This window comes from Streptomyces sp. NPDC059695, from assembly GCF_042733785.1.
Taxonomy (GTDB): Bacteria; Actinomycetota; Actinomycetes; order Streptomycetales; family Streptomycetaceae; genus Streptomyces.
In genome coordinates this window covers 109,243-130,791 of sequence record NZ_JBHWFF010000016.1, presented here as the reverse complement: position 1 = coordinate 130,791, position 21,549 = coordinate 109,243, and the positions used below count along the sequence as shown (strand labels likewise).

The following is a 21,549-nucleotide window of genomic DNA, read 5'->3' as shown; positions in this document are numbered from 1 at the left end:
CGGGGCGCGGGCACGGCCGCTCTGCCGTGCCCGGCGCACCGGGGGAGGGGTGGCCTACCGGCGTTCGCGGACGGCGGCGGCGATGCCGGCCGGGGTCGGGACGTCGAAGAAGACGTCGAAGTCGACTTCCACACCGAGCTCGTCGCGGATCCGGGCGGCGATCTGCACCACCGTCAGTGAGTGCCCGCCCAGGTCGAACAGGTCGTCCTCCGGGCCGACGTCGGGCAGGTCCAGCACCTCGGCCCAGATCCGGCGGACCGTCCCGGTCGTCTCGTCGCCGGCATCGCCGGTCTCCTCGCCCCGTGGCGCCGGAGCCTCGCGAGGCGGCACCGGCAGGCCCAGCCGGTCCAGCTTGCCGTTCGGGGTGAGCGGCAGGCGCTCCATGACGAGCCAGCGCTGCGGAGCCATCGCGGCCGGCAGCGTGCGCATCAGGTGATCGCGCAGTTCGGCGGGGGCGGGCGGACGGACGCCCGTGGCCGGGACCAGGTAGCCGGCCAGGAAGGGCTCGCCGTCCTCCTCGGTGCGGACGGCGACGGCGGCCTGGGCGAGGGCCGGGTGCTCCAGGAGGGCGGACTCGATCTCGCCGAGTTCGATCCGGTGGCCGCGGATCTTGACCTGGTCGTCGATCCGGCCGAGGAATTCGAGTTCGCCCCCGGTCGTCCAGACGGCCTGGTCCCCGGTGCGGTAGAGCCGGCTGTCGGGCGGGCCGAACGGGTCGGGCACGAAGCGTTCGGCGGTGAGTCCGGGCCGGCCCAGGTAGCCCTGGGCGACGCCGTCCCCGCCGATCAGCAGCTCTCCGGGGATGCCGAGCGGGGTGGGACGCAGGTGCGCGTCGACCACGTACACCCGGGTGTTGGCGATCGGGCGGCCGATGCGGACGTGTGCCGCGTCGGCGGGGAGTTCGGCGCAGGTGGACCAGATGGTGGTCTCCGTGGGCCCGTACACGTTGAAGAGCCGGGCGGTGCGGGCGCGCAGTGCGCGCGCGAGGGGAGGCGGGAGCGCCTCGCCGCCCGCCAGGCCCGTGACGGCCGTGAGCGCCTCGATGCCGGACCCGGCCGCGAGCATGACCCGCCATCCGGACGGTGTGGCCTGGACGTGGGTGACGCCCTCGCCGCCGATGAGGGCGAGCAGCCCGGGGCCGTCGACGGCGAGTCCGTCCGGGGCGAGGACCAGGCGGCCACCGGTGATCAGCGGCAGGTACAGCTCCAGCGCGGAGATGTCGAAGGAGAGCGAGGTCAGGCCCAGCCAGGCGTGCCGGGGGCCGGAGCCGAGCCGGTCGGCGAACGAGGTGAGCAGGTTGACCAGTGCCCGATGGCCGACGGCGACGCCCTTGGGGCGGCCGGTGGAGCCGGAGGTGTAGAGGACGTACGCCGTGTCGTCCGGACCGGGAGCGGTGTCCCGCCCCTGTTCGGGGGCGGCCTCGTCCGGGTCGCGCTCCTGAGGCGCGGGGAGCCGCAGGACCGTGGGGGCCGCCTCGGCGACCGCGGGCGCCGGCTCGCGGTCGGCGAGCACCAGGACCGCTCCGGAGTCGCGCAGGACGAGGGCGAGGCGCTCGGCCGGATAGCCGGGGTCCAGCGGGAGGTACGCGGCGCCGGTGGCGAGGGTGCCGAGCAGCGCGGCGGGCAGGTCGGCGGTGCGGTCCAGGTGCAGGGCGACCAGATCACCGGGGCGGACGCCCCGGGCACGCAGCATCGCGGCCAACTCGTCGGCCCTCAGGAGCAGTTCTCGGTAGCTCAGGTGCTGTCCGGAAGCGGTGACCGCGATCGCCTCGGGGGTGGCGGCGGCCTGGGAGCGGACCAGGTCGAGCACGGTCCGGTCGGCCGGGTAGGGGCGTTCCGTCGCGTTGGGCCCGGTGGTGACGGCCCGGAGTTCGTCGGCGTCCAGGAGCGGCAGATCCACCAGCGGCGCGCCGGGCGCGGCGACCGCGCCGGCGAGCAGGGTGCGGTAGTGGCCGGCGATGCGGCGGGCCGTGTCCGGGCCGAGTGCGGCCGCGTCGTACTGGAGGCTGAAGTCCATGCCGCCGCCGGAGGCGTCGGGGGCTTCGACGATCTGGAGGTGGAGGGTGTTGCGGGCGGTGCGGTTGTGTACGGCCCAGGCGACGCGGGCGCCGGTGTCGGCGAAGTCCGGGTCGGGGCCGCGCCGACGGTAGCCGAGCGACACCGCGGTCAGGCCGACGCGGGGCCCCAGACCGGGGACGGCGGTGCCGAAGGGCACCGCGCGGTAGGGGTATCCGGCCCGCAGCTCCGCCCGGACGGCGGTCGCGAAGGCGGCGAAGGTCTGCGTCGGGTCGGCCGGGGGCGCGTGGACGGGCAGTTCATTGACGAACATGCCTATTTCCTCGGCGAGTTCGCGGGTCCGGGTGGAGAGCGGGACGGAGACCGGCACCGCTTCGCCGCCGTAGCGGCGCAGCAGTCCGTGCAGTGCCGCGAGCAGGAACTCGAAGACCGTCGTGCCGCCGAGGGAGGCCGCGGCGGCCAGCGCGGCCGTCTCGGCGCGGTCGAGGTGCCACCCGACCGCCTCGCCGGGTCCGGCGGCGGTCGACGTGCGGGGTGCGCCGGGGAGCACCGGGTCGGTGGCGGTGGCCCAGCGCGGCCCGTACCACTCGGCGGCCCGCCGCACGGTGTCGGGATCCGGCGTCGGGGCGGCCGCTGCGGTGCGCGCGGGCAGGGGCGCGGAGCGGTACGCGTCCGCGAGGTCCCGGGTCAGGACGTCCTTGGAGTTGCCGTCGAAGACCGCGTGGTGGGCGGTGAACAGCAGCTCCGCGCTGCCGTCGGCGCGCCGGTGCAGGGTGAAGCGGCTGAGCGGGCCGGTCTCAAGGGAGAACGGCCGGGCGGCCTCGTCCGTGAGGCGTCGCTCCAGTTCGGCCTCGTCCGCCGGTGCTTCGAGCCGCACCAGTTCGGGCGGCCGCGCCGCCGGTTCCCGCCACACCTGGCCGTCACGTTCCACCAGGCGGGCGGCGAGCGCCGGATGACGCCTGGTCACAGCGGTCACCGCGCGGGCCAGCGCGGCGGTGTCGACCCGGTCGAAGGAGATCCGTACAGGCATGTGGAACGCCTCACGGGCCAGTCCCAGCCGATCGGTGAGCCAGACCCCGTGCTGTGCGGGGGAGGCCGGAGTGCGGTCGGTCAGGGAGAGGACTTCGGACATCGGCGGCTCGCTTAGGACGTCGGAGCGTGGTCAAGGAGCTGTGCGGGTGAGCGTGCGGAGGGGCGGGGGCTCGGGCTGCCGCACGACGGGGTCCCCCGGACGCCGACGGCGTGCCGGGGTGCCCGGGTTCGGCAACGGCGCCGGCCGCCGTGGAGCGCAGGCCCACCCCCCGTGGACCGGCCGACGGCCGTGAGCGGTCAGGACCGCCGGACATGCCAGGATGCCCCGAGGCGTCTGGTATCTCCGGCCCCGCCCGATGAAGACCATTGGTCCAGACCTGTCGAGAGATTCGCACAACGCCCCAGGGCCGTCAAGGGCCGTCCACTGCCCGGAATCAGCCTCCATGTCCGCGACGGACTCACCGACTTGCGCCCAAACATCCGTGTGTATGATCCGCTCTGACGACGCGTCAACACACCGCCCCACAAAGGGGGATCGGACGCATTCGTTCCGCCCGCCGTGCCGCAGCGGGCGAGGGGACCGGGCTCAGGACGTCAGGGACCCGCGTGCCCGCGCCTCACGGCCGCTCCTCGGGCGGGACGCACAGCACGGGGACGGTGGACAGGTGCAGGAGCTTGTGGGGGGTCGAGCCGAGCAGCGCTCCGCGCACCGGGCTCTCGCCCCAGGTGCCGACCACGATGACGCGCGCGGCGTGACGGGCCGCCGCCTCGATCAGTGCCTGGGCGGGCTTGTCGTCGATCACCTCCACCACGGTCGGCACACCCGCCCGGTCGGCCTCGGTGACCGCGTGCTCCAGGCCGGTGCGGCCGGCCTGGCGGATGGCCTCGTAGTGGGACGCGTACTCCTCGCCGACCGGGCCCGGGGCCGCCGCCCCGTAGACGAGCACGAGCCGCTCGCCGAAGGCCGCCGCCACCTCCACCGCGATGCGCAGCGCCCGGGCGGCGCCGGGGGACTCGTCGTAGCCCAGGACGACCGACATCTCAGGACTCCTTGTGCAGGCCGTGGGAGCGGACCAGCTCGGGGTCGGCCACGCCCGGGCGCTCCCGCCAGAAGGCGGGGGCCCGCAGCCGCCAGACGACCATGACGACCACACCGGCGAGCGCGATGCCGATGCCGATCACGAGCGGGGGGCCGAGGCCGAACCACGAGGTGCCGCTGTACGAGTTCGCCGGATCGGACATGTCGGCGACCGACCGCACCAGGAGCCACGCGAGCAGCCCCGCGCCGACCAGCGGGCCGAGCCCGATGAACAGGAAGTTGTGGACGCTCGCGAAGAGGTGGCGGCGGTAGTAGACCGCACACGCGACGCCCGTGAGCGCGTAGTAGAACGCGATGAGCAGGGAGAGCGCGGTGAGCGAGTCGAAGAGCGCGTTGGAGCTGATCTGGCTCACCGCGAGGTACCAGGCGATGGCGATCCCGGCGACCCACCACGTACTCACGTCGGGCGTCCGGAAGCGCGGGCTGATGTGGCCGTACGTGGAGGGCAGTGCCCGGCGCCGGGCCATGGACAGCGCCGTGCGGGAGGCCGGGATGATCGTCGTCTGGGTGGAGGCGATCGCGGAGGTCGAGACGGCGAGGAGAAGGATCCAGTCCCAGCCGCCCAGGACGTCCGTGGCGAGCTTCGCGAAGACGAACTCCTCCTCGTCCGCGTTCTCCGCCAGGAACGCCGGCCCGGCGTACGCCACGACGGCGAAGCCCACGGAGACGTAGGTCACCAGCAGGATGACGGTCGACCAGAGCCCGGCCTTGCCGGGCGCGGTCGCGGAGTCCTCGACCTCCTCGGTGAGATTGACCGCCGACTCCCAGCCCCAGTAGATGAAGACGCCGAGCAGCAGCCCGCTCGTGAGCGCGGCTCCACCGGCGCCGAACGGATTCAGCCAGCTGAGCGCCGGCTCCACGGAGTCGTACTTGCTGGTGCCGCCGTAGACGCTGTAGAGCGCCACGCCCACGAAGATCAGCAGGCAGGCGACCTGGGCGAGGATGAGGACGTTCTGCACGTGGGCCGACAGCTCGGTGCCGATGACGCACACGGCCGTCATGACGAGGATGAGCAGGACGGTGAGCAGCTGGCGGACGAAGGTGTTGTCCACCCAGCCGTCCAGGCCGAAGGCCAGCAGGGCGAAACTGACGGCAACGTCGGCGAGCGAGCCGACGACCAGGACGCCGGTCATGGTGATGGCCCATCCGCCGAGCCAGCCCGCCCACGGGCCCATCGCCCGGGTGACCCAGGAGAACGTGGTCCCGCAGTCCTGGTCGACCTTGTTCAGGTAGTAGAACGCCGACGCGATGAACAGCATCGGGACGAACGACGCGACCATGACGCCGGGCGCGTAGATGCCCACCAGTGCCACGACGGGGCCGATGACGGCCGCCAGTGAGTAGGCGGGAGACGTGGCGTTGAGCCCGATGACGAGGGCGTCGACGAAGCCGATGGCGTTCGCCTTCAAACCCACGGGCCGCCCGTCGGGCGCGGCGTCCTCTGCGGTCATGTTCCCTCGCACCCGTCGAGCCGGACAGAACGGCGAGACCTACGCCTTCATCGTAGGGAGGCTCGATCAGGCGTGCATGCGCAGTGGGCGGTGCGCCCGCCAATCGGTCGGACGCCCGCCCCGAACGGGTGAGACGCGGGCTCCGCCACACCGCCGCCGGGCGCGCGCTGCCCGATGATCGCAGGCGGCCGGTGGATCGCGGTGCCACGCGCGCACCCCCCCTCGGGCCACGCGCGCACCCGGCCACCGCGGGCCGGGCCCGCACCGTCCGACCGCGGTGCCACGCCCGCACCGTCCACCGCGACCCGGAAAGGCCGCCCATGCGCATCCTGCTCGTCGCCGGCAGCTTCAACAGCCTCACCCAGCGCGTCCTGGTCGAGCTGGGCGACCGCGGGCACACCGTCTCCGTGGAGGTCGCCCCCGACGGGGCCGCCGTCCGCGAGGCCGTGGCGCGCCACGCGCCCGACCTGGTCGTGGCCCCGATGCTGAAGGCCGTCGTGCCCCGCGACGTGTGGACCGCGCACCGCTGCCTGATCGTGCACCCGGGGCCCGTCGGCGACCGGGGGCCGTCCTCGCTGGACCACGCGATCCTCGAAGGGGCCCGGGAGTGGGGCGTCACGGTGCTCCAGGCCGACGAGGAGATGGACGCGGGCGACGTCTGGGCGTCCGCCGCGTTCCACGTCCCGGAGGTCGGCAAGAGCGACCTGTACCGCAACGAGCTGTCCGACGCCGCCGTGACCGCCGTGCTCCTCGCCGTGGAGCGGGTCGCCGCCGGGGAGAAGCCCCGTCCGCAGACCGGAGAGGTCCGCGCCCGGCCCGTGCTCCGCCAGGAGGAGCGCCGGATCGCGTGGGACGAGGACACCACCGAGACCGTCCTGCGCACCCTGCGGGCCGCCGACTCGCAACCCGGGGTGCCGGACCGGCTGCTGGGAGCCGAGTGGTTCCTGCACGGCGGTCACGCGGAGGACGGTCTGCGCGGGCGGCCCGGTGACCTGCTGGCCACCCGGGCGGGCGCGGTGTGCCGGGCCACCGTGGACGGCGCGGTGTGGATCCCCGAGCTCCGGGCCCGCACCGGCCCCGGCGGTCCGCGGGCCTGCAAGCTCCCCGCCGCCGTGGCCCTCGGGGGCCGGCTGCCGGAGCTCCCCGAGCTGCCGGCGCCCGCCGGACCGGCGCCGGGCCTGCGGACCTGGTCCGACATCCGCTACCACGAGCAGGGGCCGGTCGGCGTCCTGTCCTTCTCGTTCCCCGGCGGGGCGATGAGCACCGACCAGTGCCGCCGCCTCCTCGCCGCGTACGAGACCGCCCGCGGGCGGCCCACCTCCGTCCTGGTGCTCGGCGGCCGGCGCGACTTCTTCTCCAACGGCATCCACCTGAACGTCATCGAGGCGGCCGCCGACCCCGCCGCCGAGTCCTGGGCCAACATCAACGCCATGAACGACCTGGTCGAGGCGGTCCTCACCACGACCGACCGGCTCGTCGTGAGCGCGCTCGGCGGCAACGCCGCCGCCGGCGGGGTGATGCTCGCGCTCGCCGCCGACGAGGTCTGGTGCCGCGCGGGGACGGTGCTCAATCCGCACTACCGGCTCATGGGCCTGTACGGATCCGAGTACTGGACCCGCACCCTGCCCGGGAGGGTCGGGGAGGCCCTGGCCGCGCGCCTCACCGAGGAGGCACGGCCGGTGTCCGCCGCGGCGGCGCTCGGCATGGGCCTGGTCGACCGGGTCGTCGACCGCGGACCCGGGGACTTCCCCGCCGAGATCACCCGATTGGCCCTCCGTCTGGCATCCCATGGCGGTCTCCAGCCGCGGATCGCCGCGAAGAAGGCGGAACACGAGGAAAGGGAGTCCGTCGCTCCCCTTGCGGCCCACCGGGAACACGAGCTCTCCCGGATGCGGGCGATCTTCGACGATCCCACCGCGAGCTACCACGCGCTGCGCCGGGCCTTCGTCCGGAAGGAGGCAGGACCCCGAGCGGCGCTCCCGGACGGCCCAGGTGCGGGCGCGGGCGGATCGGCCGACTGTTAAGCAAGACCCAGGCCTGAAACGAGGCCTTCGCCCCATCCCTCCTCAGGAGGCGACCCATGAGCGCAGCAACGCCGGCCCCGGTCGAGGACCAGGGTGCCGCACCCGGCAGCGAAGAGAAGCCGATCCACATCCTCTGGATCAACGCGGGTCTCAGCTGTGACGGCGACTCGGTGGCCCTGACGGCCGCCATGCAGCCCAGCATCGAGGAGATCGCCCTCGCGGGGCTGCCAGGGCTGCCCAGGATCGCGGTCCACTGGCCGCTGATCGACTTCGAGTGCGGTCCGGTGGGCGGCGCCGACACGTTCATCGAGTGGTTCTTCAAGGGGGAGCGGGGCGAGATCGACCCGTTCGTGCTGGTCGTCGAGGGGTCCATCCCCAACGAGGCCATCAAGCAGGAGGGCTACTGGAGCGGCTTCGGTGACGACCCGGAGACCGGGCAGCCCATCACCACCAGCGAGTGGATCGACCGGCTGGCGCCCAAGGCCCTCGCGGTGGTCGCGATCGGCACCTGCGCCACGTACGGCGGCATCCACGCCATGGCGGGGAACCCGACCGGCGCCATGGGCCTCCCGGACTACCTCGGCTGGGACTGGAAGTCGCACGCCGGCATCCCCATCGTGTGCGTGCCCGGCTGCCCCATCCAGCCCGACAACTTCGCGGAGACGCTGACCTACCTGCTCTACCAGGCGGTCGGCTCCGCGCCCATGATCCCGCTCGACGACAAGCTCCGCCCCACCTGGCTCTTCGGGGCGACCGTGCACGAGGGCTGCGACCGCGCCGGCTACTACGAGCAGGGCCAGTTCGCCTCGACGTACGACTCGCCCAAGTGCCTGGTCAAGCTCGGCTGCTGGGGCCCGGTCGTCAAGTGCAACGTCCCCAAGCGCGGCTGGATCAACGGCGTCGGCGGGTGTCCGAACGTCGGCGGCATCTGCATCGCGTGCACCATGCCCGGATTCCCGGACAAGTTCATGCCGTTCATGGACGAACCTCCCGGCGGCAAGGTCTCCAGCACCGCGAGCGGCGTGTACGGCTCCGTCATCCGCCGTCTGCGGACCATCACGGCCAGGACCGTGGACAAGGAGCCGAAGTGGCGGCACACCGGCGAGCGGATCACCACCGGCTACCGGCCGCCCTGGTGACCGGCCGCCACCCCGCGCAACCCCCGCAGGACCCCCCATCCACCCCACTGTTCGTGCAGACGAAGAGTTGACGAAGGGCACCGCAGCGACCATGGCATCTCCGGCGAAGACGACGGGTGACGGCTCCGGCCTTGTGGAGATGGCGTGGGACCCCATCACCCGGATCGTGGGCAGCCTCGGCATCCACACGAAGATCGATTTCAAGCAGAAGCGCGTCGCGGAGTGCTACAGCACGTCCTCCGTCTTCCGCGGCTACAGCGTCTTCATGCGGGGCAAGGACCCCCGCGACGCGCACTTCATCACCAGCCGCATCTGCGGCATCTGCGGTGACAACCACGCCACCTGCTCCGTGTACGCGCAGAACATGGCGTACGGCGTGAAGCCCCCGCACCTCGGTGAGTGGATCATCAACCTCGGCGAGTCCGCGGAGTACATGTTCGACCACAACATCTTCCAGGAGAACCTGGTCGGGGTGGACTACTGCGAGAAGATGGTCCGCGAGACCAACCCCGGCGTCCTGGAGCTCGCCGAGCGCACCGAGGCGCCGCACGCCGCCGAGCACGGCTACCGCACGATCGCGGACATCATGCGCTCCCTCAACCCCCTCGAGGGCGAGTTCTACCGCGAGGCGCTCCAGGTCAGCCGCTACACGCGGGAGATGTTCTGTCTCATGGAGGGGCGGCACGTCCACCCCTCCACCCTCTACCCCGGCGGTGTCGGCACGGTCGCGTCCGTGCAGCTGTTCACCGACTACATGAGCCGCCTGATGCGGTACGTGGAGTTCATGAAGCGGGTCGTCCCGCTCCACGACGACCTCTTCGACTTCTTCTACGAGGCGCTGCCCGGCTACGAGGAGGTAGGCCGCCGGCGCGTGCTGCTCGGCTGCTGGGGCGCCCTCAACGACCCCGAGCACTGCGACTTCACCTACGCCAACATGACCGACTGGGGCCGGCGGATGTTCGTCACCCCCGGGGTCGTCGTCGACGGCAAACTGGTCACCAACGACCTCACCGAGATCAACCTCGGCCTGCGCATCCTGCTCGGCAGCTCGTACTACGAGGACTGGCAGGGCCAGGAGCAGTTCGTCACCCACGATCCGCTCGGCAACCCGGTCGACCCGCGCCACCCGTGGAACCAGCACACCATCCCGGCCCCGCAGAAGCGGAACTTCGACGACAAGTACAGCTGGGTCATGTCCCCGCGCTGGTTCGACGGCAAGGACCACCTGGCCCTGGACACCGGCGGCGGTCCCCTCGCGCGCCTCTGGTCCACCGCGCTCTCCGGCCTCGTCGACATCGGCTACATCAAGGCCACCGGGCACAGCGTCGTCATCAACCTCCCCCGGACGCTGACCAAGCCGGAGACCACCTTCGAGTGGAAGATCCCGAAGTGGAGCAACGCCCTGGAGCGCAACCGCGCCCGGACCTACTTCCAGGCGTACGCGGCCGCCGTCGCGCTGCACTGCGCCGAGAAGGGCCTGGAGGAGGTCCGCGCCGGACGCACCCAGACCTGGGAGAAGTTCGAGGTGCCGGACGAGGCCGTCGGCGTCGGCTTCACCGAGGCCGTACGGGGCGTCCTCTCGCACCACATGGTCATCAGGGACGGCAAGATCGCCAACTACCACCCCTACCCGCCGACGCCCTGGAACGCCTCCACGCGCGACACGTTCGGGACCCCCGGCCCCTACGAGGACGCGGTGCAGAACACCCCGATCTTCGAGGAGAACACGCCCGAGAACTTCAAGGGCATCGACATCATGCGCGCCGTCCGCAGCTTCGACCCCTGTCTGCCGTGCGGCGTCCACATGTACACGGGCAGCGGCAGGACCGTGAAGCAGATGCACGTGCCCACCGGCCTGAGCGGTCTGGGCGGATGAGCACGACCACCGCCGAACAGGCGGGCCGACGGGTCGAGGAGGTCCTGGACCGGCTGGCCGAGAGCGGCGACGCCCAGGCCTGCGCGGCCGCGGAGGAGGTCGTACGCGTCCTCATGGAGTTCTACGGCAACGGCATCGCCCGCGTGGTCGAGCTCCTCGGGCGGCCCGCCGCCCGCCCGCCCGCCGACCCACTGGGGCCGCTGCTCGCGGACGACCTCGTCGCGAGCCTCCTCAACCTGCACGGACTGCACCCCGAGGACGTGCCGACCCGCATCGCACGCGCCCTGTCCATGCTGCCGCAGCCCGTGGAGAACGCCGGCTTCGACCCGGCGACCGGCGTGCTGCGGCTGCGGGCCACCGCCTCGACCGGCTGCGGCTGCTCCGGCACCCAGGACTCCGTCCGGCAGGCGGCCGCGGACGCCCTCGCCTGCTTCGCCCCCGAGGTGACCGGCGTCGAGCTGGAGAGCGGCGCCCCGCGCGAGCCGGCGCTGCTCCAGATCGGCACCCGTCCGTCGCTCGCGGGCGCGGACGGCCGATCGTCGGCCGCCCGGTGAACGGGCCGCCGAACAGCGCCGTGCGGCCCCCGGGGCCCACCGGCCTGCGCCGGTTCACCACCCCCCGCCCGCCCCGCGAGGAGCGCTGCGAGCTGTGCGGCGCCCCGCTCGCGGCCGAGGCGCGTCACCCGCACCTCGTCGACACCGACAAGCGGGCCCTGGTCTGCGCCTGCGGCCCCTGCGCGCAGCTCATGGACCGCTCCGCCGCCTCCCCGGGGCGGTTCCGGGCGGTCCCGGGCCGCTTCCTGAGCGACCCGGGCCACCGGATCGACGACCGGACCTGGGAGTCGCTGCGGATCCCCGTCTCCGTCGCGTTCTTCTTCCACAACTCCGCCCTCGGCCGGCCGGTGGCGCTCTACCCGAGCCCCGCCGGCGCCACCGAGAGCGAACCGGACGAAGAGGCCTGGCGGTCCTTCCTCGACGCCACCCGGCTCGCCGCCCACCTCGAACCCGACGTCGAGGCCCTCCTGCTGCGCCGCCACGACGGCCGCACCGAGTGCTTCCTCGTACCGGTCGACCTCTGCTACGAACTGGTGGGCCGCATGCGACTGCACTGGCAGGGCTTCGACGGAGGCGCGGAGGCGCGGGCGGACCTCGACGCGCTCTTCGCCCACGTCCGCGGCCTCGCCCGCGAGCCGCAGGGGAGCCGGACGTGACCGAGTTCTCCTTCAGCTGCACCGGCGTCCGCGCCGACGCCTACGCCGCGGGACCCACGCTCGTGTTCCGGCTCCGGATCACCGCCTCCGGCGGCACCCGGGTCCACGCCATGGCCCTGCGCTGCCAGATCCGCGTCGAACCCGCCCGGCGCGGCTACGACGACCGGGAGGCCGCCGCCCTGGGCGACCTCTTCGGCGAACGCTCCCGGTGGGGCACCACCCTCAACCCGGTCCAGTTCGCCCACGCCTCCGTCATGGTGCCCGGCTTCACCGACGAGGTCGAGACCGACCTCGTCGTCCCGTGCACCTACGACACCGACATCGCCGCGTCCCGCTACCTCCGGGCGCTCAACGACGGCGAGGTCCCGCTGCTCCTGCTCTTCTCCGGCACCGCCTTCACCGGCGCCGGCGGCTTCCACGTCGAGCCCGTGCCCTGGGACAGGGAGGTCTCCCACCGCATGCCCGTGAAGGTCTGGCACGAGATGATCGACCAGCACTTCCCCGGCTGCGGATGGATCCGGCTCCCCGGCGACGCGATGGACGCCCTGCTCGCCTACCGCTCCCGCCGGGCCCTCCCGTCGTGGGAGGCCACCGTCGAGTCCCTGCTCGAAGCGGCGGGGGAGAGGACACGATGACCACGGTCGCCTTCACCCCCGCCACCGAGGCGCGGTTCGCCGTCGCCCGGCACGTCGCCGACGCCGTGCTCTTCGAGGGGTACGTCCTCTACCCGTACCGCGCGTCCGCCGCGAAGAACCGGCTCCGCTGGCAGTTCGGGGTCCTCGTGCCGCCGTCCTGGAGCGCCGCCGCCGAGGAGCACGACTTCCAGCTCACCGAGTGCCTGATGGAGCCCAGGACCGGCGCCGAACTCGCCGTGGAGGTCCGCTTCCTGCGCGCCCAGCGGCGCACCGTCGAGGAACGCCGCGAGGACGGCACCTTCGCCCCGACCGGTGAACTCCGCCTGCCCGACCGGGTCCTGGTGCCCTGGGACGAGGGCGTCGAGGAACGCGTCACCCTCACCGTGCCCGTCGGCGACCTGCGCGGAGACGGCACCGTCCTGCCCTTCACCCGGCCCGCCGCCGAGGAGACCGAGGAGGTCACCGCCCCCGACGGACGCGTCCTCGGCCGGCTCGTGCGCCGCCGTGAGGAGATCGGCGGCGCCCTGCGGATCTCGGCGGCGGAACTCGACGGCCCCTACCGCGTCGAGCGCCTCTCCGTCACGGTGGAGAACACCAGCCCCTGGACCGCCGAGCGGGACACCGACCGCCACGCGGCCCTGCCCCACTCCCTCGTCGCCACCCACACCCTCCTCCACCTCGACGGCGGCTCGTTCCTGTCGATGACCGACCCGCCGGAGTGGGCGAGGGGCGCCGTCGCCGCCTGCCGCAACCTGCACACCTGGCCCGTCCTGGCCGGCGAACCCGGCCGCGACGACCTCGTGCTCTCCTCGCCGATCATCCTGGAGGACCACCCGGCCATCGCGCCCGAGAGCCCCGGCGCCCTCTACGACGCGACCGAGATCGACGAGATCCTCGCCCTGCGCACGGCGGCCCTCACCGACGAGGAGAAGCGCGAGGCCAGGGGGACCGACGCCCGCGCGGCGGCGGTGATCGAGCTGGCGGACACCATGCCGCCCGAGGTCCTCGAACGCCTGCACGGAGCGGTACGGAGCCTCCAGAGCGTCACCGGGCCCCCGAAGCCCACCGGGAACGTCCTCGAACCGGACACCCCCTGGTGGGACCCGGGCGGGGACACCGGGGTCGACCCGGGCAGCGACCACGTCCTCGTCGACGGACGGGCCGTCCGCGCGGGCGGCAGGGTCGTCCTGCGCCCACGGCTCCGCCGCACGGACGCCCAGGACCTGTTCCTCGACGGGCGCAGCGCGGTGGTGGAGGCGGTCCTCCACGACGTCGACGGCGGAGTCCACATCGCCGTGACCGTGGAGGACGACCCGGGCGCCGACATCCGCCGGGAGCAGGGCCGGTTCCTCTACTTCCAGCCCGACGAGGTCGAAGCCCTGGAGGGCCTGTGAACGGCCCCGAGGCCGAGGCCCGCGCACCGGGTGCGCCCCGCACCCTCGTCGCCGGAGTGGGCAACATCTTCCTCGGCGACGACGGCTTCGGCGTGGAGACCCTGCGGCGGCTCGCCCACGAGGAGCTCCCCGCCTCCGTCGAGCTGACCGACGTCGGGGTCCGGGGCGTCCACCTCGCCTACGAGCTCCTCGACGGCTGGGACACCCTCGTCCTCCTCGACGTCACCGCACGCGGCGGCGCACCGGGGACGCTCTATCTGATCGACGCCTCGGCGGCCGGGGACCGCGGCCCGGAGCCCGCGCCGCTCGACGGCCACCGCATGACCCCCGACGCCGTGCTCGCCCTGCTCGACACCCTCTGCGCGGGAACCGGGGCCGCGCCGCCCCGGCGGATCCTCGTCGTCGGCTGCGAACCGGCCTGCCTGGACGAGGGCATCGGGCTCAGCCCGCCGGTCGCCGCGGCCGTCCCCGAGGCGGTGCGCATGGTGACCGAACTGGTCCGCCAGGAAGCCGTCGTATGAAGACCGAAACGGAGAGCACCATGCACAGGAACGTCCTCGGCGCCGCGTTCGCCGCCACCGCCGCCCTCGCCACCCTGGCCGTCGTCGTCGCGGTCCTCCCCGACCTCCGGCGCTATCTGCGCATCAGCAGGATGTGACACCCCCGGGGCCCGGTGGCGGCGGCTGCACCGAACGGACGACACCCCCGTCCGGTCCCGGCGCGCCGGGCGGGCCCCCGCCACCGCCCGTTCTCTAATGGCGCCCGGAACCACCCCCCGCGCCCAGGACGGAGACCCGTGCACGAGATGTCCCTCGCGGTCGCCGTCGTCGACCAGGTGGAGACCGCCGCGAGGTCGCGCGGGGCCGTCGGCGTCAGCAGCATCGCCCTGGACGTGGGCGAACTGGCGGGCGTCGTCGCCGACGCCCTCGCCTTCTGCTTCGAACTCGCCTGCGCCGGAACGGTCGTCGAGGGCGCCGAGCTGACCACCCGTACCGTCCCGGGCACCGCGCGCTGCGCACCGTGCGACGAGGTCTGGCCGGTCGGCATGCCGCCGGACCTGCTCTGCCCCGGCTGCGGCGCCGCCGCCGACGGACTCGTCTCCGGCCGCGAACTCCGGATCCGCGAGGTCCGCTGGGCCGACCCCGGAGCACCGCGCGACGCCCCCCGCACACCGATCACCGAGGAGAGCTGAGCATGTGCCGAGCAGTGGATCTCCAGCGCGCCGTTCTCGCGAAGAACGAGGCCGCGGCCCAGATCCTGCGTACCGAACTGACCGCCCGCGGCACCACGGTGGTCAACCTGCTCTCCAGCCCCGGCAGCGGGAAGACCGCCCTGCTGGAGCGTGAACTGCGGCTCGCCGGCGAACGGGGCGTCAGCGCCGCCGCGCTCACCGCCGACCTCGCCACCGAGAACGACGCCCGCCGCCTGGCCCGCTCGGGCGCCCCGGTCAAGCAGGTGCTCACCGACGGCCTCTGCCATCTGGAGGCCGACATGGTCGCCCGGCACCTGCACGACTGGCTGCCCGAGTCCACCCGCCTGCTGTTCGTCGAGAACGTCGGCAACCTCGTCTGCCCCGCCGGATACGACCTGGGCGAGTCGCTCCGCGTCGTCCTGGCCTCGGTCACCGAGGGGGAGGACAAGCCGCTCAAGTACCCCACCGCGTTCGGCCTCGCCCAGCTGGTGATCGTCACCAAGACCGACATGGCCGGGGCAGCCGAGTTCGACGAGACGGCCTTCCGCGCGAACGTGCAGCAGGTCAACCCCGGCGTCGAGGTCGTCCTCAGCTCGGTGCGCGACGGCCGGGGAGCCGGCGCGCTCCTCGACCGGGCCCTCGCCACGGCCGGGGGCGACCGCGTCCACACCCCGGTGATGGCCCGGGCCGGCGCGTGACCACGGCACGGCCGGGACCCGCCCCCGCCACGGCCCCGCGGCGCAGCCGCGTGGTCGTACGCGGGGTCGTGCAGGGCGTGGGCTTCCGGCCCTTCGTCTACGCCCTCGCCACCGGGCTCCGGCTGTCCGGCCACGTCACCAACACGTCCGACGGCGTCGTCGCGGAGGTCGAGGGAGACCCCGCGGACGTCGCGTCCTTCTGCGCCCGCCTCGCGCCCGACGCCCCGCCCCTGGCCCGGGTCGAGTCGGTCGAGACGGCCGAGGTGACCGCGAGCGGCGGCAGCGGGTTCACGATCGTCCCCTCCCGCCGGGGCGGCGCCGTCCGCACCCTCGTCCCGCCGGACACCGCCACCTGCGACGCCTGTCTCGCGGAGCTCGCGGACCCGGACGACCGCAGGTATCTGCACCCCTTCATCACGTGCACCCACTGCGGCCCGAGGTTCACGATCGTCACGGGACTGCCGTACGACCGGGTCCACACCACCATGGCCGGCTTCCCGATGTGCGCGGACTGCGCCCGGGAGTACGCGGACCCCGCCGACCGGCGCTTCCACGCGCAGCCCGTCGCCTGCCCCGCGTGCGGCCCCCGGCTGCGGCTGGTCACGGCTCCCGCCGGGCCGGTGGCCCTCGGCACGGATCACGGCGGCCCCGGCCCCGGGGCGTGTCCCGACCCCGATGGCCGCCCCGCCCCCGATCCTGCCGCGGACCCGGTCGCCGCCGCGCGCGCGATGCTCGCCGCCGGCGCGATCCTGGCCGTCAAGGGCCTCGGCGGCTACCACCTGGCCTGCGACGCGACGCGCCCCGACGCGGTGGCCGAACTGCGCCGACGCAAGGCGCGCGGTGACAAACCGTTCGCGATGATGGCCGCCGACCTCGCCGACATCGAGCCCCTCGCCCACCTCGGCCCGCTCGAACGCGACCTCCTCACCGGCGCCGTCCGGCCCGTCGTCCTGCTGCGCCGCCGCGACGACGCCCGGCCCCGCCCCGGGGCGGCCCCGGCGCCGGAGGTGGCACCCGGCAGTCCCGACCTCGGCCTCATGCTCCCGTACACCCCCGTGCACCACCTCCTCCTCGGCCTCGGCGCCGAGGGCCGGGACGGGCCCCGGCTCCTGGTGATGACCAGCGGCAACCTCTCGGGCGAACCCATCGTCACGGACGACGCGGAGGCGCTGACCCGGCTCGCCGGCCTGGCGGACGCCTGGCTGCTGCACGACCGGCCCATCCACGTGCCCTGCGACGACTCCGTCGTCCGCGTCTGCGACGGCGAACAGCTGACCCTGCGCCGCTCCCGGGGCTGCGCACCGCTCCCGGTCACCCTGCCGGTCGAGGTCGCACCCGCCCTCGCCGTCGGAGGGGACCTCAAGAACACCTTCTGCCTCGGCGACGGACGCCAGGCCTGGCTCTCCGCCCACATCGGCGACATGGACGACCTCGCCACCCAGCACGCCCTGGCCTCCGCCGAGCGGCAGCTGGAGTCCGTCACGGGCGTGCGGCCCGGGCTCCTCGCCGCCGACCGCCACCCCGGCTACCGGTCCACCCGCTGGGCCCGCGACCACGCGGCGGGACGGCCCGTCGTCCCCGTGCAGCACCACCACGCGCACGTCGCGGCGGCGATGGCCGAGAACGGCCTCGACGGCACGGACCCGGTGATCGGCGTCGCCTTCGACGGCACCGGCCACGGTCTCGACGGCGCCGTGTGGGGCGGTGAGTTCCTCCTCGCGGACTACGCCGGGTTCGAGCGGTTCGCGCACCTGGCCTACGTACCCCTGCCCGGCGGGGACGCGGCCGTACGGCGGCCCTACCGCATGGCCCTGGCCCATCTGCGGGCCGCGGGACTCGCCGCCGACCCCGCGCTGCCCTGCACGCGCGCCTGTGCTCCCGGCGAACTCGCCGTACTGCAGCGACAGCTGGAGCGCGAGCTGAACTGCGTGCCCACGTCCAGCATGGGACGCCTCTTCGACGCCGTCTCCTCCCTCGCGGGCATCCGCCACCACGCGGGATACGAGGCGCAGGCCGCGATCGAACTGGAGGCCGCGGCGCTGCGCGCGCCCGGCACCGCCGAGGACGGACGCTACGCCTTCCGCCTCGGCGCGCCGCGCCCCGGCGCCCCGCTCGCCGCGGACCCCGCACCCCTGCTGGCGGCGGTGGCCGCCGACGTTCTGGACGGAACCCCCGCGGCCGTGGTCGCGGCGCGGTTCCACCGTGCCGTGGCCCGGCTCGTGCGCACGGTCTGCGCCGCCGCCCGCGGTGCGACCGGCGTGGAGACCGTGGCCCTGACCGGGGGAGTGTTCGCCAACACGGTGCTCTCCTCGGCCTGCGCCGCGGGGCTGCGGGAGGACGGCTTCACCGTGCTGCGCCACCGCCTGATCCCGCCGAACGACGGCGGTCTGGCCCTCGGACAGCTCGTCGTGGCCGCCCGGATCACCGACGGGGCGGCCCCCGGCACGCCGCGACGAGAACGACAGTGAGGAGACACGCATGTGCCTGGCGGTACCCGGAAGAGTGCTGGACGTCGAGGACCGGGACGGCACCCGGATGGCCACGGTCGACTTCGGAGGCGTGGTCAAGGAGGTGTGCCTGGAGTACCTGCCGGACCTGAAGCCCGGTGAGTACGCCATCGTGCACGTGGGCTTCGCCCTCCAGAGGCTCGACGAGGAGTCGGCCAGGAGGACGCTGGAGCTGTTCGAGACCCTCGGCCTGCTCCAGGAGGAGTTCGGAGACCCGTGGGAGGCCGCCGAGGCCGCGGCGATCGAGTGGAAGACGCAGGACGACGTGCACGGAGAGGTGCGGCCGTGAAGTACATCGACGAGTTCCAGAACCCGGACCTGGCGCGCCGGCTGCTCGACGAGATCCGCGCGACGGTGACCCGCCCCTGGGCTCTGATGGAGGTCTGCGGCGGCCAGACCCACAGCATCATCCGGCACGGCGTCGACCAGCTCCTGCCCCCGGAGATCGAGCTGATCCACGGCCCCGGCTGCCCGGTCTGCGTCACTCCGCTGGAGATGATCGACAAAGCCCTGGAGATCGCCTCCCGGCCGGGCGTGATCTTCTGCTCCTTCGGGGACATGCTCCGCGTCCCCGGCACGGGCCGCGACCTGTTCCAGGTACGCGGGCAGGGCGGCGACGTCAGGGTGGTCTACTCCCCGCTCGACGCGCTGCGGATCGCCGAGCAGAACCCGGACAAGGAGGTGGTCTTCTTCGGCATCGGCTTCGAGACCACGGCGCCGCCCAACGCCATGACGGTCCACCAGGCGCGCAAGCGGGACATCCGCAACTTCAGCCTGCTCGTCTCCCACGTCCGCGTCCCCCCGGCGATCGACGCGATCATGCGGTCCCCGGACTGCCGCGTCCAGGGCTTCCTCGCCGCCGGCCACGTCTGCAGCGTGATGGGCACGGCCGAGTACCCGGAGCTCGCGCGACGCCACCGGGTGCCGATCGTGGTCACCGGATTCGAGCCGCTGGACATCCTCGAAGGCGTCCGCAGGACCGTCATCCAGCTGGAGCGGGGCGAGCACACCGTCGAGAACGCCTACCAGCGCGCCGTGACGGCCGAGGGCAATCCGGCGGCGCAGGCGATGCTGAGCGACGTCTTCGAGATCACCGACCGGGCCTGGCGCGGCATCGGCGTCATCCCGGACAGCGGCTGGCGCCTCTCCGCACGCTACCGGGACCACGACGCCGAGCACCGCTTCTCCGTCGCCGGGATCGACACCCGCGAGCCCGCCGAGTGCCGCAGCGGCGAGGTCCTCCAGGGCCTCCTGAAACCGAACGAGTGCGAGGCGTTCGGCACCACCTGCACGCCCCGCTCCCCGCTCGGCGCCACGATGGTGTCCAGCGAGGGGGCCTGCGCCGCCTACTACCTCTACCGGCGGCTCGACGCGGGAACGCCGGGACGGCGGCCCCCCGCCCCGGCCCGCGAGACCACCGGCACCCCGTCCCCGGTCACCGCCTCCCTGGAGGGCAGCCCCCGTGCCTGACACCGTGCCCGACACCACCGTCGGCACCGCCCCGGCGCCCGACATGCTCGCCTGGACCTGCCCCGCGCCCCTGCGCGACCAGCCGCGCATCGTCATGGGCCACGGCGGCGGCGGAGCCCTCTCCGCCGAGCTGATCGAGCACGTCTTCGCGCCCGCCTACGGCGGACCCGCCCTCGCCCACACCGCCGACGCGGCCGAGATCCGGATCGGCGGCGCCCGCCTGGCGTTCTCCACGGACTCCTTCGTGGTGCGCCCCCTGTTCTTCCCCGGGGGCAGCATCGGCGACCTCGCCGTCAACGGCACCGTGAACGACCTCGCCATGAGCGGCGCCCGGGCGAGCCACCTCTCCTGCGGGTTCATCCTGGAGGAGGGCGTCGAGACCGACGTCGTCGCGCGCGTCGCGCAGGCCCTCGGCGCGGCGGCGCGCGTGGCCGGCGTCCAGGTCGTCACCGGCGACACCAAGGTCGTGGAGGCCGGGCACGGCGACGGCGTCTACATCAACACCTCGGGCGTCGGGCTGATCCCCGACGGGGTCGACCTGCGCCCGCAGCGGGTGGTGCCCGGAGACGTGGTGATCGTGAGCGGCCCGATCGGCCTGCACGGCGTGGCGATCATGAGCGTGCGGGAGGGGCTCGAGTTCGGCGTCGAGATCACCAGCGACTGCGCGCCCCTCGGCGGCCTCGTCGAGGCGATGCTCGCCGTCACGCCCGACCTGCACGTGCTCCGCGACCCCACGCGCGGAGGCCTGGCGGCCTCGCTGAACGAGATCGCGGTGGCGTCGGGCACGGGCGTCGTCCTCCAGGAGCGAGCCGTCCCGGTCCCCGAGGCGGTCGGCAACGCGTGCGCGGTGCTCGGACTCGATCCCATGTACGTGGCGAACGAGGGCAAGCTCGTTGCCTTCGTCCCGCGTGAGCACGCGGACGCCGTCCTCGCCGCGATGCGCGCCCACCCCCTGGGCGCCGGAGCGGCGGTGATCGGCGAGGCGGTCGAGGCCCACCCGGGCATGGTGGTGGCGCGCACCGGACTCGGCGGCACCCGCGTCGTGGACATGCCGCTCGGGGAGCAGCTGCCGCGCATCTGCTGAGCTCAGACCCGCCCGCCGCGTCGCCCGCGGGAGGTGTCGAGGGTCCACATGTGGGTGCAGTTCGGGCACTGCAGGTGGACCCGGGGCCCCTTGTTCCCGATCAGGTAGCGCCAGTGGCTCCGGCAGTTCCGGCGGTCGAGGCAGGGCCCGCAGTCCCGGGCGTCGTCGCAGCCCGGGCACGCGACCCAGGCACGCCGGGCCGGGTCGGCGTGGGGATCAATCGGAAGACGCACGGCCCCGCACCTCCTCCGGCAGGACACCGGCCGCGACCAGCATCGCGTGCACCCTCTGCTGCTCCTCGTCCAGGTTCGAGTACAGCAGCGCGTGCGCGGCCTGCTCCTCGCGCAGGACGGCCACGGGGTCCCAGTCGGGCCCCAGGGCCGCCACGACCTCGGCACGCCGACGTACCTCCTCGACGGTGAGGTCGATGCTGAAGCCGACCAGGTCGGACCGAGGGCCGGGGGCGTGGTTCATGGGGGGACTTTCGGGGTGAATCGAACAAGTACGCCACCACGTCTACCAGAGCGCACGGCGCGCGCGGAAGGGCCCGAGCCGCCTTCGACGGCCCCTGTGGCACACCTCATGCCGCCGCACGCGTGCGCGCGGGAGCGCGGGGGGGGGGGGGGCCGGCGCGCGGGCCCCCCCCCCCCCCGGGGGGCGCCCCCCCCCGGCCCCCCACTCCGCCCCGTCCCACCCGGGGCCGGGCGCCAGGGTATCCACGGG

At 73.9% G+C, this 21,549-nt stretch carries 20 protein-coding genes; 15 read left to right on the top strand and 5 right to left on the bottom strand.

Annotation, left to right across the window (positions count from 1 at the left end):
- Positions 1 to 54: 54 nt before the first annotated feature.
- The 3 genes from ACFV2S_RS21320 to ACFV2S_RS21310 form a co-directional block, all read right to left on the bottom strand.
- Entirely contained in the window at positions 55 to 3,147 is a 3,093-nt protein-coding gene (locus ACFV2S_RS21320) for an amino acid adenylation domain-containing protein (RefSeq protein ID WP_385561254.1), read from the bottom strand.
- 517 nt (positions 3,148 to 3,664) lie between these two features.
- Positions 3,665 to 4,087: a universal stress protein gene (locus tag ACFV2S_RS21315; protein ID WP_385561251.1), complete on the bottom strand. Its 423-nt coding sequence runs from the start codon at positions 4,085 to 4,087 to the stop codon at positions 3,665 to 3,667.
- Between the two features lies 1 nt (position 4,088).
- Complete coding sequence (locus tag ACFV2S_RS21310) at positions 4,089 to 5,597, bottom strand: APC family permease (RefSeq protein ID WP_385561248.1); 1,509 nt, start codon at positions 5,595 to 5,597, stop codon at positions 4,089 to 4,091.
- 320 nt (positions 5,598 to 5,917) lie between these two features.
- On the opposite strand from ACFV2S_RS21310, the gene ACFV2S_RS21305 reads away from it, so the two are divergent.
- The 15 genes from ACFV2S_RS21305 (at position 5,918) to hypE (ending at position 20,826) form a co-directional block, all read left to right on the top strand.
- Positions 5,918 to 7,621: a hydrogenase maturation protein gene (locus tag ACFV2S_RS21305; protein ID WP_385561244.1), complete on the top strand. Its 1,704-nt coding sequence runs from the start codon at positions 5,918 to 5,920 to the stop codon at positions 7,619 to 7,621.
- A 56-nt stretch (positions 7,622 to 7,677) separates the two neighbouring features.
- Positions 7,678 to 8,760, top strand: a complete 1,083-nt coding sequence (locus ACFV2S_RS21300) for a hydrogenase expression protein HypE (protein ID WP_385561241.1) — start codon at positions 7,678 to 7,680, stop codon at positions 8,758 to 8,760.
- Between the two features lie 91 nt (positions 8,761 to 8,851).
- Complete coding sequence (locus tag ACFV2S_RS21295) at positions 8,852 to 10,636, top strand: nickel-dependent hydrogenase large subunit (protein ID WP_383794200.1); 1,785 nt, start codon at positions 8,852 to 8,854, stop codon at positions 10,634 to 10,636.
- Positions 10,633 to 11,190 carry a hypothetical protein gene (locus ACFV2S_RS21290; protein WP_385561238.1) on the top strand — a complete coding sequence of 186 codons (558 nt, stop codon included), beginning with the start codon at positions 10,633 to 10,635 and terminating at the stop codon, positions 11,188 to 11,190. The genes ACFV2S_RS21295 and ACFV2S_RS21290 overlap by 4 nt, the downstream gene beginning before the upstream one ends.
- Entirely contained in the window at positions 11,187 to 11,846 is a 660-nt protein-coding gene (locus ACFV2S_RS21285) for a DUF5947 family protein (RefSeq protein WP_385561235.1), read from the top strand. Before ACFV2S_RS21290 ends, ACFV2S_RS21285 begins: the two co-directional genes overlap by 4 nt.
- Positions 11,843 to 12,481, top strand: coding sequence for a DUF6084 family protein (locus ACFV2S_RS21280; protein ID WP_385561232.1), 639 nt, complete (start codon positions 11,843 to 11,845; stop codon positions 12,479 to 12,481). Before ACFV2S_RS21285 ends, ACFV2S_RS21280 begins: the two co-directional genes overlap by 4 nt.
- A complete protein-coding gene (locus tag ACFV2S_RS21275; RefSeq protein WP_385561229.1) occupies positions 12,478 to 13,875 on the top strand; it encodes a hypothetical protein in 1,398 nt (465 codons plus the stop codon). Before ACFV2S_RS21280 ends, ACFV2S_RS21275 begins: the two co-directional genes overlap by 4 nt.
- Positions 13,872 to 14,396, top strand: a complete 525-nt coding sequence (locus tag ACFV2S_RS21270; RefSeq protein ID WP_385561226.1) for a hydrogenase maturation protease — start codon at positions 13,872 to 13,874, stop codon at positions 14,394 to 14,396. The genes ACFV2S_RS21275 and ACFV2S_RS21270 overlap by 4 nt, the downstream gene beginning before the upstream one ends.
- Positions 14,393 to 14,533: a DUF6893 family small protein gene (locus ACFV2S_RS21265; RefSeq protein ID WP_383798024.1), complete on the top strand. Its 141-nt coding sequence runs from the start codon at positions 14,393 to 14,395 to the stop codon at positions 14,531 to 14,533. The genes ACFV2S_RS21270 and ACFV2S_RS21265 overlap by 4 nt, the downstream gene beginning before the upstream one ends.
- Before the next feature lie 138 nt (positions 14,534 to 14,671).
- Positions 14,672 to 15,067 carry a hydrogenase maturation nickel metallochaperone HypA gene (locus ACFV2S_RS21260; RefSeq protein WP_385561222.1) on the top strand — a complete coding sequence of 132 codons (396 nt, stop codon included), beginning with the start codon at positions 14,672 to 14,674 and terminating at the stop codon, positions 15,065 to 15,067.
- 2 nt (positions 15,068 to 15,069) lie between these two features.
- Complete coding sequence (hypB, locus tag ACFV2S_RS21255; RefSeq protein ID WP_385561219.1) at positions 15,070 to 15,765, top strand: hydrogenase nickel incorporation protein HypB; 696 nt, start codon at positions 15,070 to 15,072, stop codon at positions 15,763 to 15,765.
- Positions 15,762 to 18,233: a carbamoyltransferase HypF gene (hypF, locus tag ACFV2S_RS21250; RefSeq protein WP_385561217.1), complete on the top strand. Its 2,472-nt coding sequence runs from the start codon at positions 15,762 to 15,764 to the stop codon at positions 18,231 to 18,233. The genes hypB and hypF overlap by 4 nt, the downstream gene beginning before the upstream one ends.
- Positions 18,234 to 18,243: 10 nt before the next feature.
- Positions 18,244 to 18,561, top strand: a complete 318-nt coding sequence (locus ACFV2S_RS21245; RefSeq protein WP_385561214.1) for a HypC/HybG/HupF family hydrogenase formation chaperone — start codon at positions 18,244 to 18,246, stop codon at positions 18,559 to 18,561.
- On the top strand, positions 18,558 to 19,742 hold the full coding sequence (gene hypD, locus ACFV2S_RS21240; protein WP_383798039.1) for a hydrogenase formation protein HypD: 1,185 nt from the start codon (positions 18,558 to 18,560) through the stop codon (positions 19,740 to 19,742). The genes ACFV2S_RS21245 and hypD overlap by 4 nt, the downstream gene beginning before the upstream one ends.
- 43 nt (positions 19,743 to 19,785) lie before the next feature.
- Positions 19,786 to 20,826: a hydrogenase expression/formation protein HypE gene (hypE, locus tag ACFV2S_RS21235; RefSeq protein ID WP_385561409.1), complete on the top strand. Its 1,041-nt coding sequence runs from the start codon at positions 19,786 to 19,788 to the stop codon at positions 20,824 to 20,826.
- Between the two features lie 2 nt (positions 20,827 to 20,828).
- Here hypE and ACFV2S_RS21230 read toward each other — a convergent pair whose 3' ends face one another.
- A complete protein-coding gene (locus tag ACFV2S_RS21230) occupies positions 20,829 to 21,059 on the bottom strand; it encodes a hypothetical protein (RefSeq protein ID WP_383798042.1) in 231 nt (76 codons plus the stop codon).
- Positions 21,043 to 21,300 carry a DUF6400 family protein gene (locus ACFV2S_RS21225; protein ID WP_385561209.1) on the bottom strand — a complete coding sequence of 86 codons (258 nt, stop codon included), beginning with the start codon at positions 21,298 to 21,300 and terminating at the stop codon, positions 21,043 to 21,045. Before ACFV2S_RS21225 ends, ACFV2S_RS21230 begins: the two co-directional genes overlap by 17 nt.
- Between the last annotated feature and the right edge of the window lie 249 nt (positions 21,301 to 21,549).

Excerpts from the sequence above, each read along its gene's own strand:
- ACFV2S_RS21320 (WP_385561254.1), bottom strand. The coding sequence starts at position 3,147 with ATGTCCGAAGTCCTCTCCCTGACCGACCGCACTCCGGCCTCCCCCGCA.
- ACFV2S_RS21315 (WP_385561251.1), bottom strand. The coding sequence starts at position 4,087 with ATGTCGGTCGTCCTGGGCTACGACGAGTCCCCCGGCGCCGCCCGGGCG.
- ACFV2S_RS21310 (WP_385561248.1), bottom strand. The coding sequence starts at position 5,597 with ATGACCGCAGAGGACGCCGCGCCCGACGGGCGGCCCGTGGGTTTGAAG.
- ACFV2S_RS21305 (WP_385561244.1), top strand. The coding sequence starts at position 5,918 with ATGCGCATCCTGCTCGTCGCCGGCAGCTTCAACAGCCTCACCCAGCGC.
- ACFV2S_RS21300 (WP_385561241.1), top strand. The coding sequence starts at position 7,678 with ATGAGCGCAGCAACGCCGGCCCCGGTCGAGGACCAGGGTGCCGCACCC.
- ACFV2S_RS21295 (WP_383794200.1), top strand. The coding sequence starts at position 8,852 with ATGGCATCTCCGGCGAAGACGACGGGTGACGGCTCCGGCCTTGTGGAG.
- ACFV2S_RS21290 (WP_385561238.1), top strand. The coding sequence starts at position 10,633 with ATGAGCACGACCACCGCCGAACAGGCGGGCCGACGGGTCGAGGAGGTC.
- ACFV2S_RS21275 (WP_385561229.1), top strand. The coding sequence starts at position 12,478 with ATGACCACGGTCGCCTTCACCCCCGCCACCGAGGCGCGGTTCGCCGTC.
- ACFV2S_RS21265 (WP_383798024.1), top strand. The coding sequence starts at position 14,393 with ATGAAGACCGAAACGGAGAGCACCATGCACAGGAACGTCCTCGGCGCC.
- hypB (WP_385561219.1), top strand. The coding sequence starts at position 15,070 with ATGTGCCGAGCAGTGGATCTCCAGCGCGCCGTTCTCGCGAAGAACGAG.
- ACFV2S_RS21245 (WP_385561214.1), top strand. The coding sequence starts at position 18,244 with ATGTGCCTGGCGGTACCCGGAAGAGTGCTGGACGTCGAGGACCGGGAC.
- hypE (WP_385561409.1), top strand. The coding sequence starts at position 19,786 with ATGCTCGCCTGGACCTGCCCCGCGCCCCTGCGCGACCAGCCGCGCATC.
- ACFV2S_RS21225 (WP_385561209.1), bottom strand. The coding sequence starts at position 21,300 with ATGAACCACGCCCCCGGCCCTCGGTCCGACCTGGTCGGCTTCAGCATC.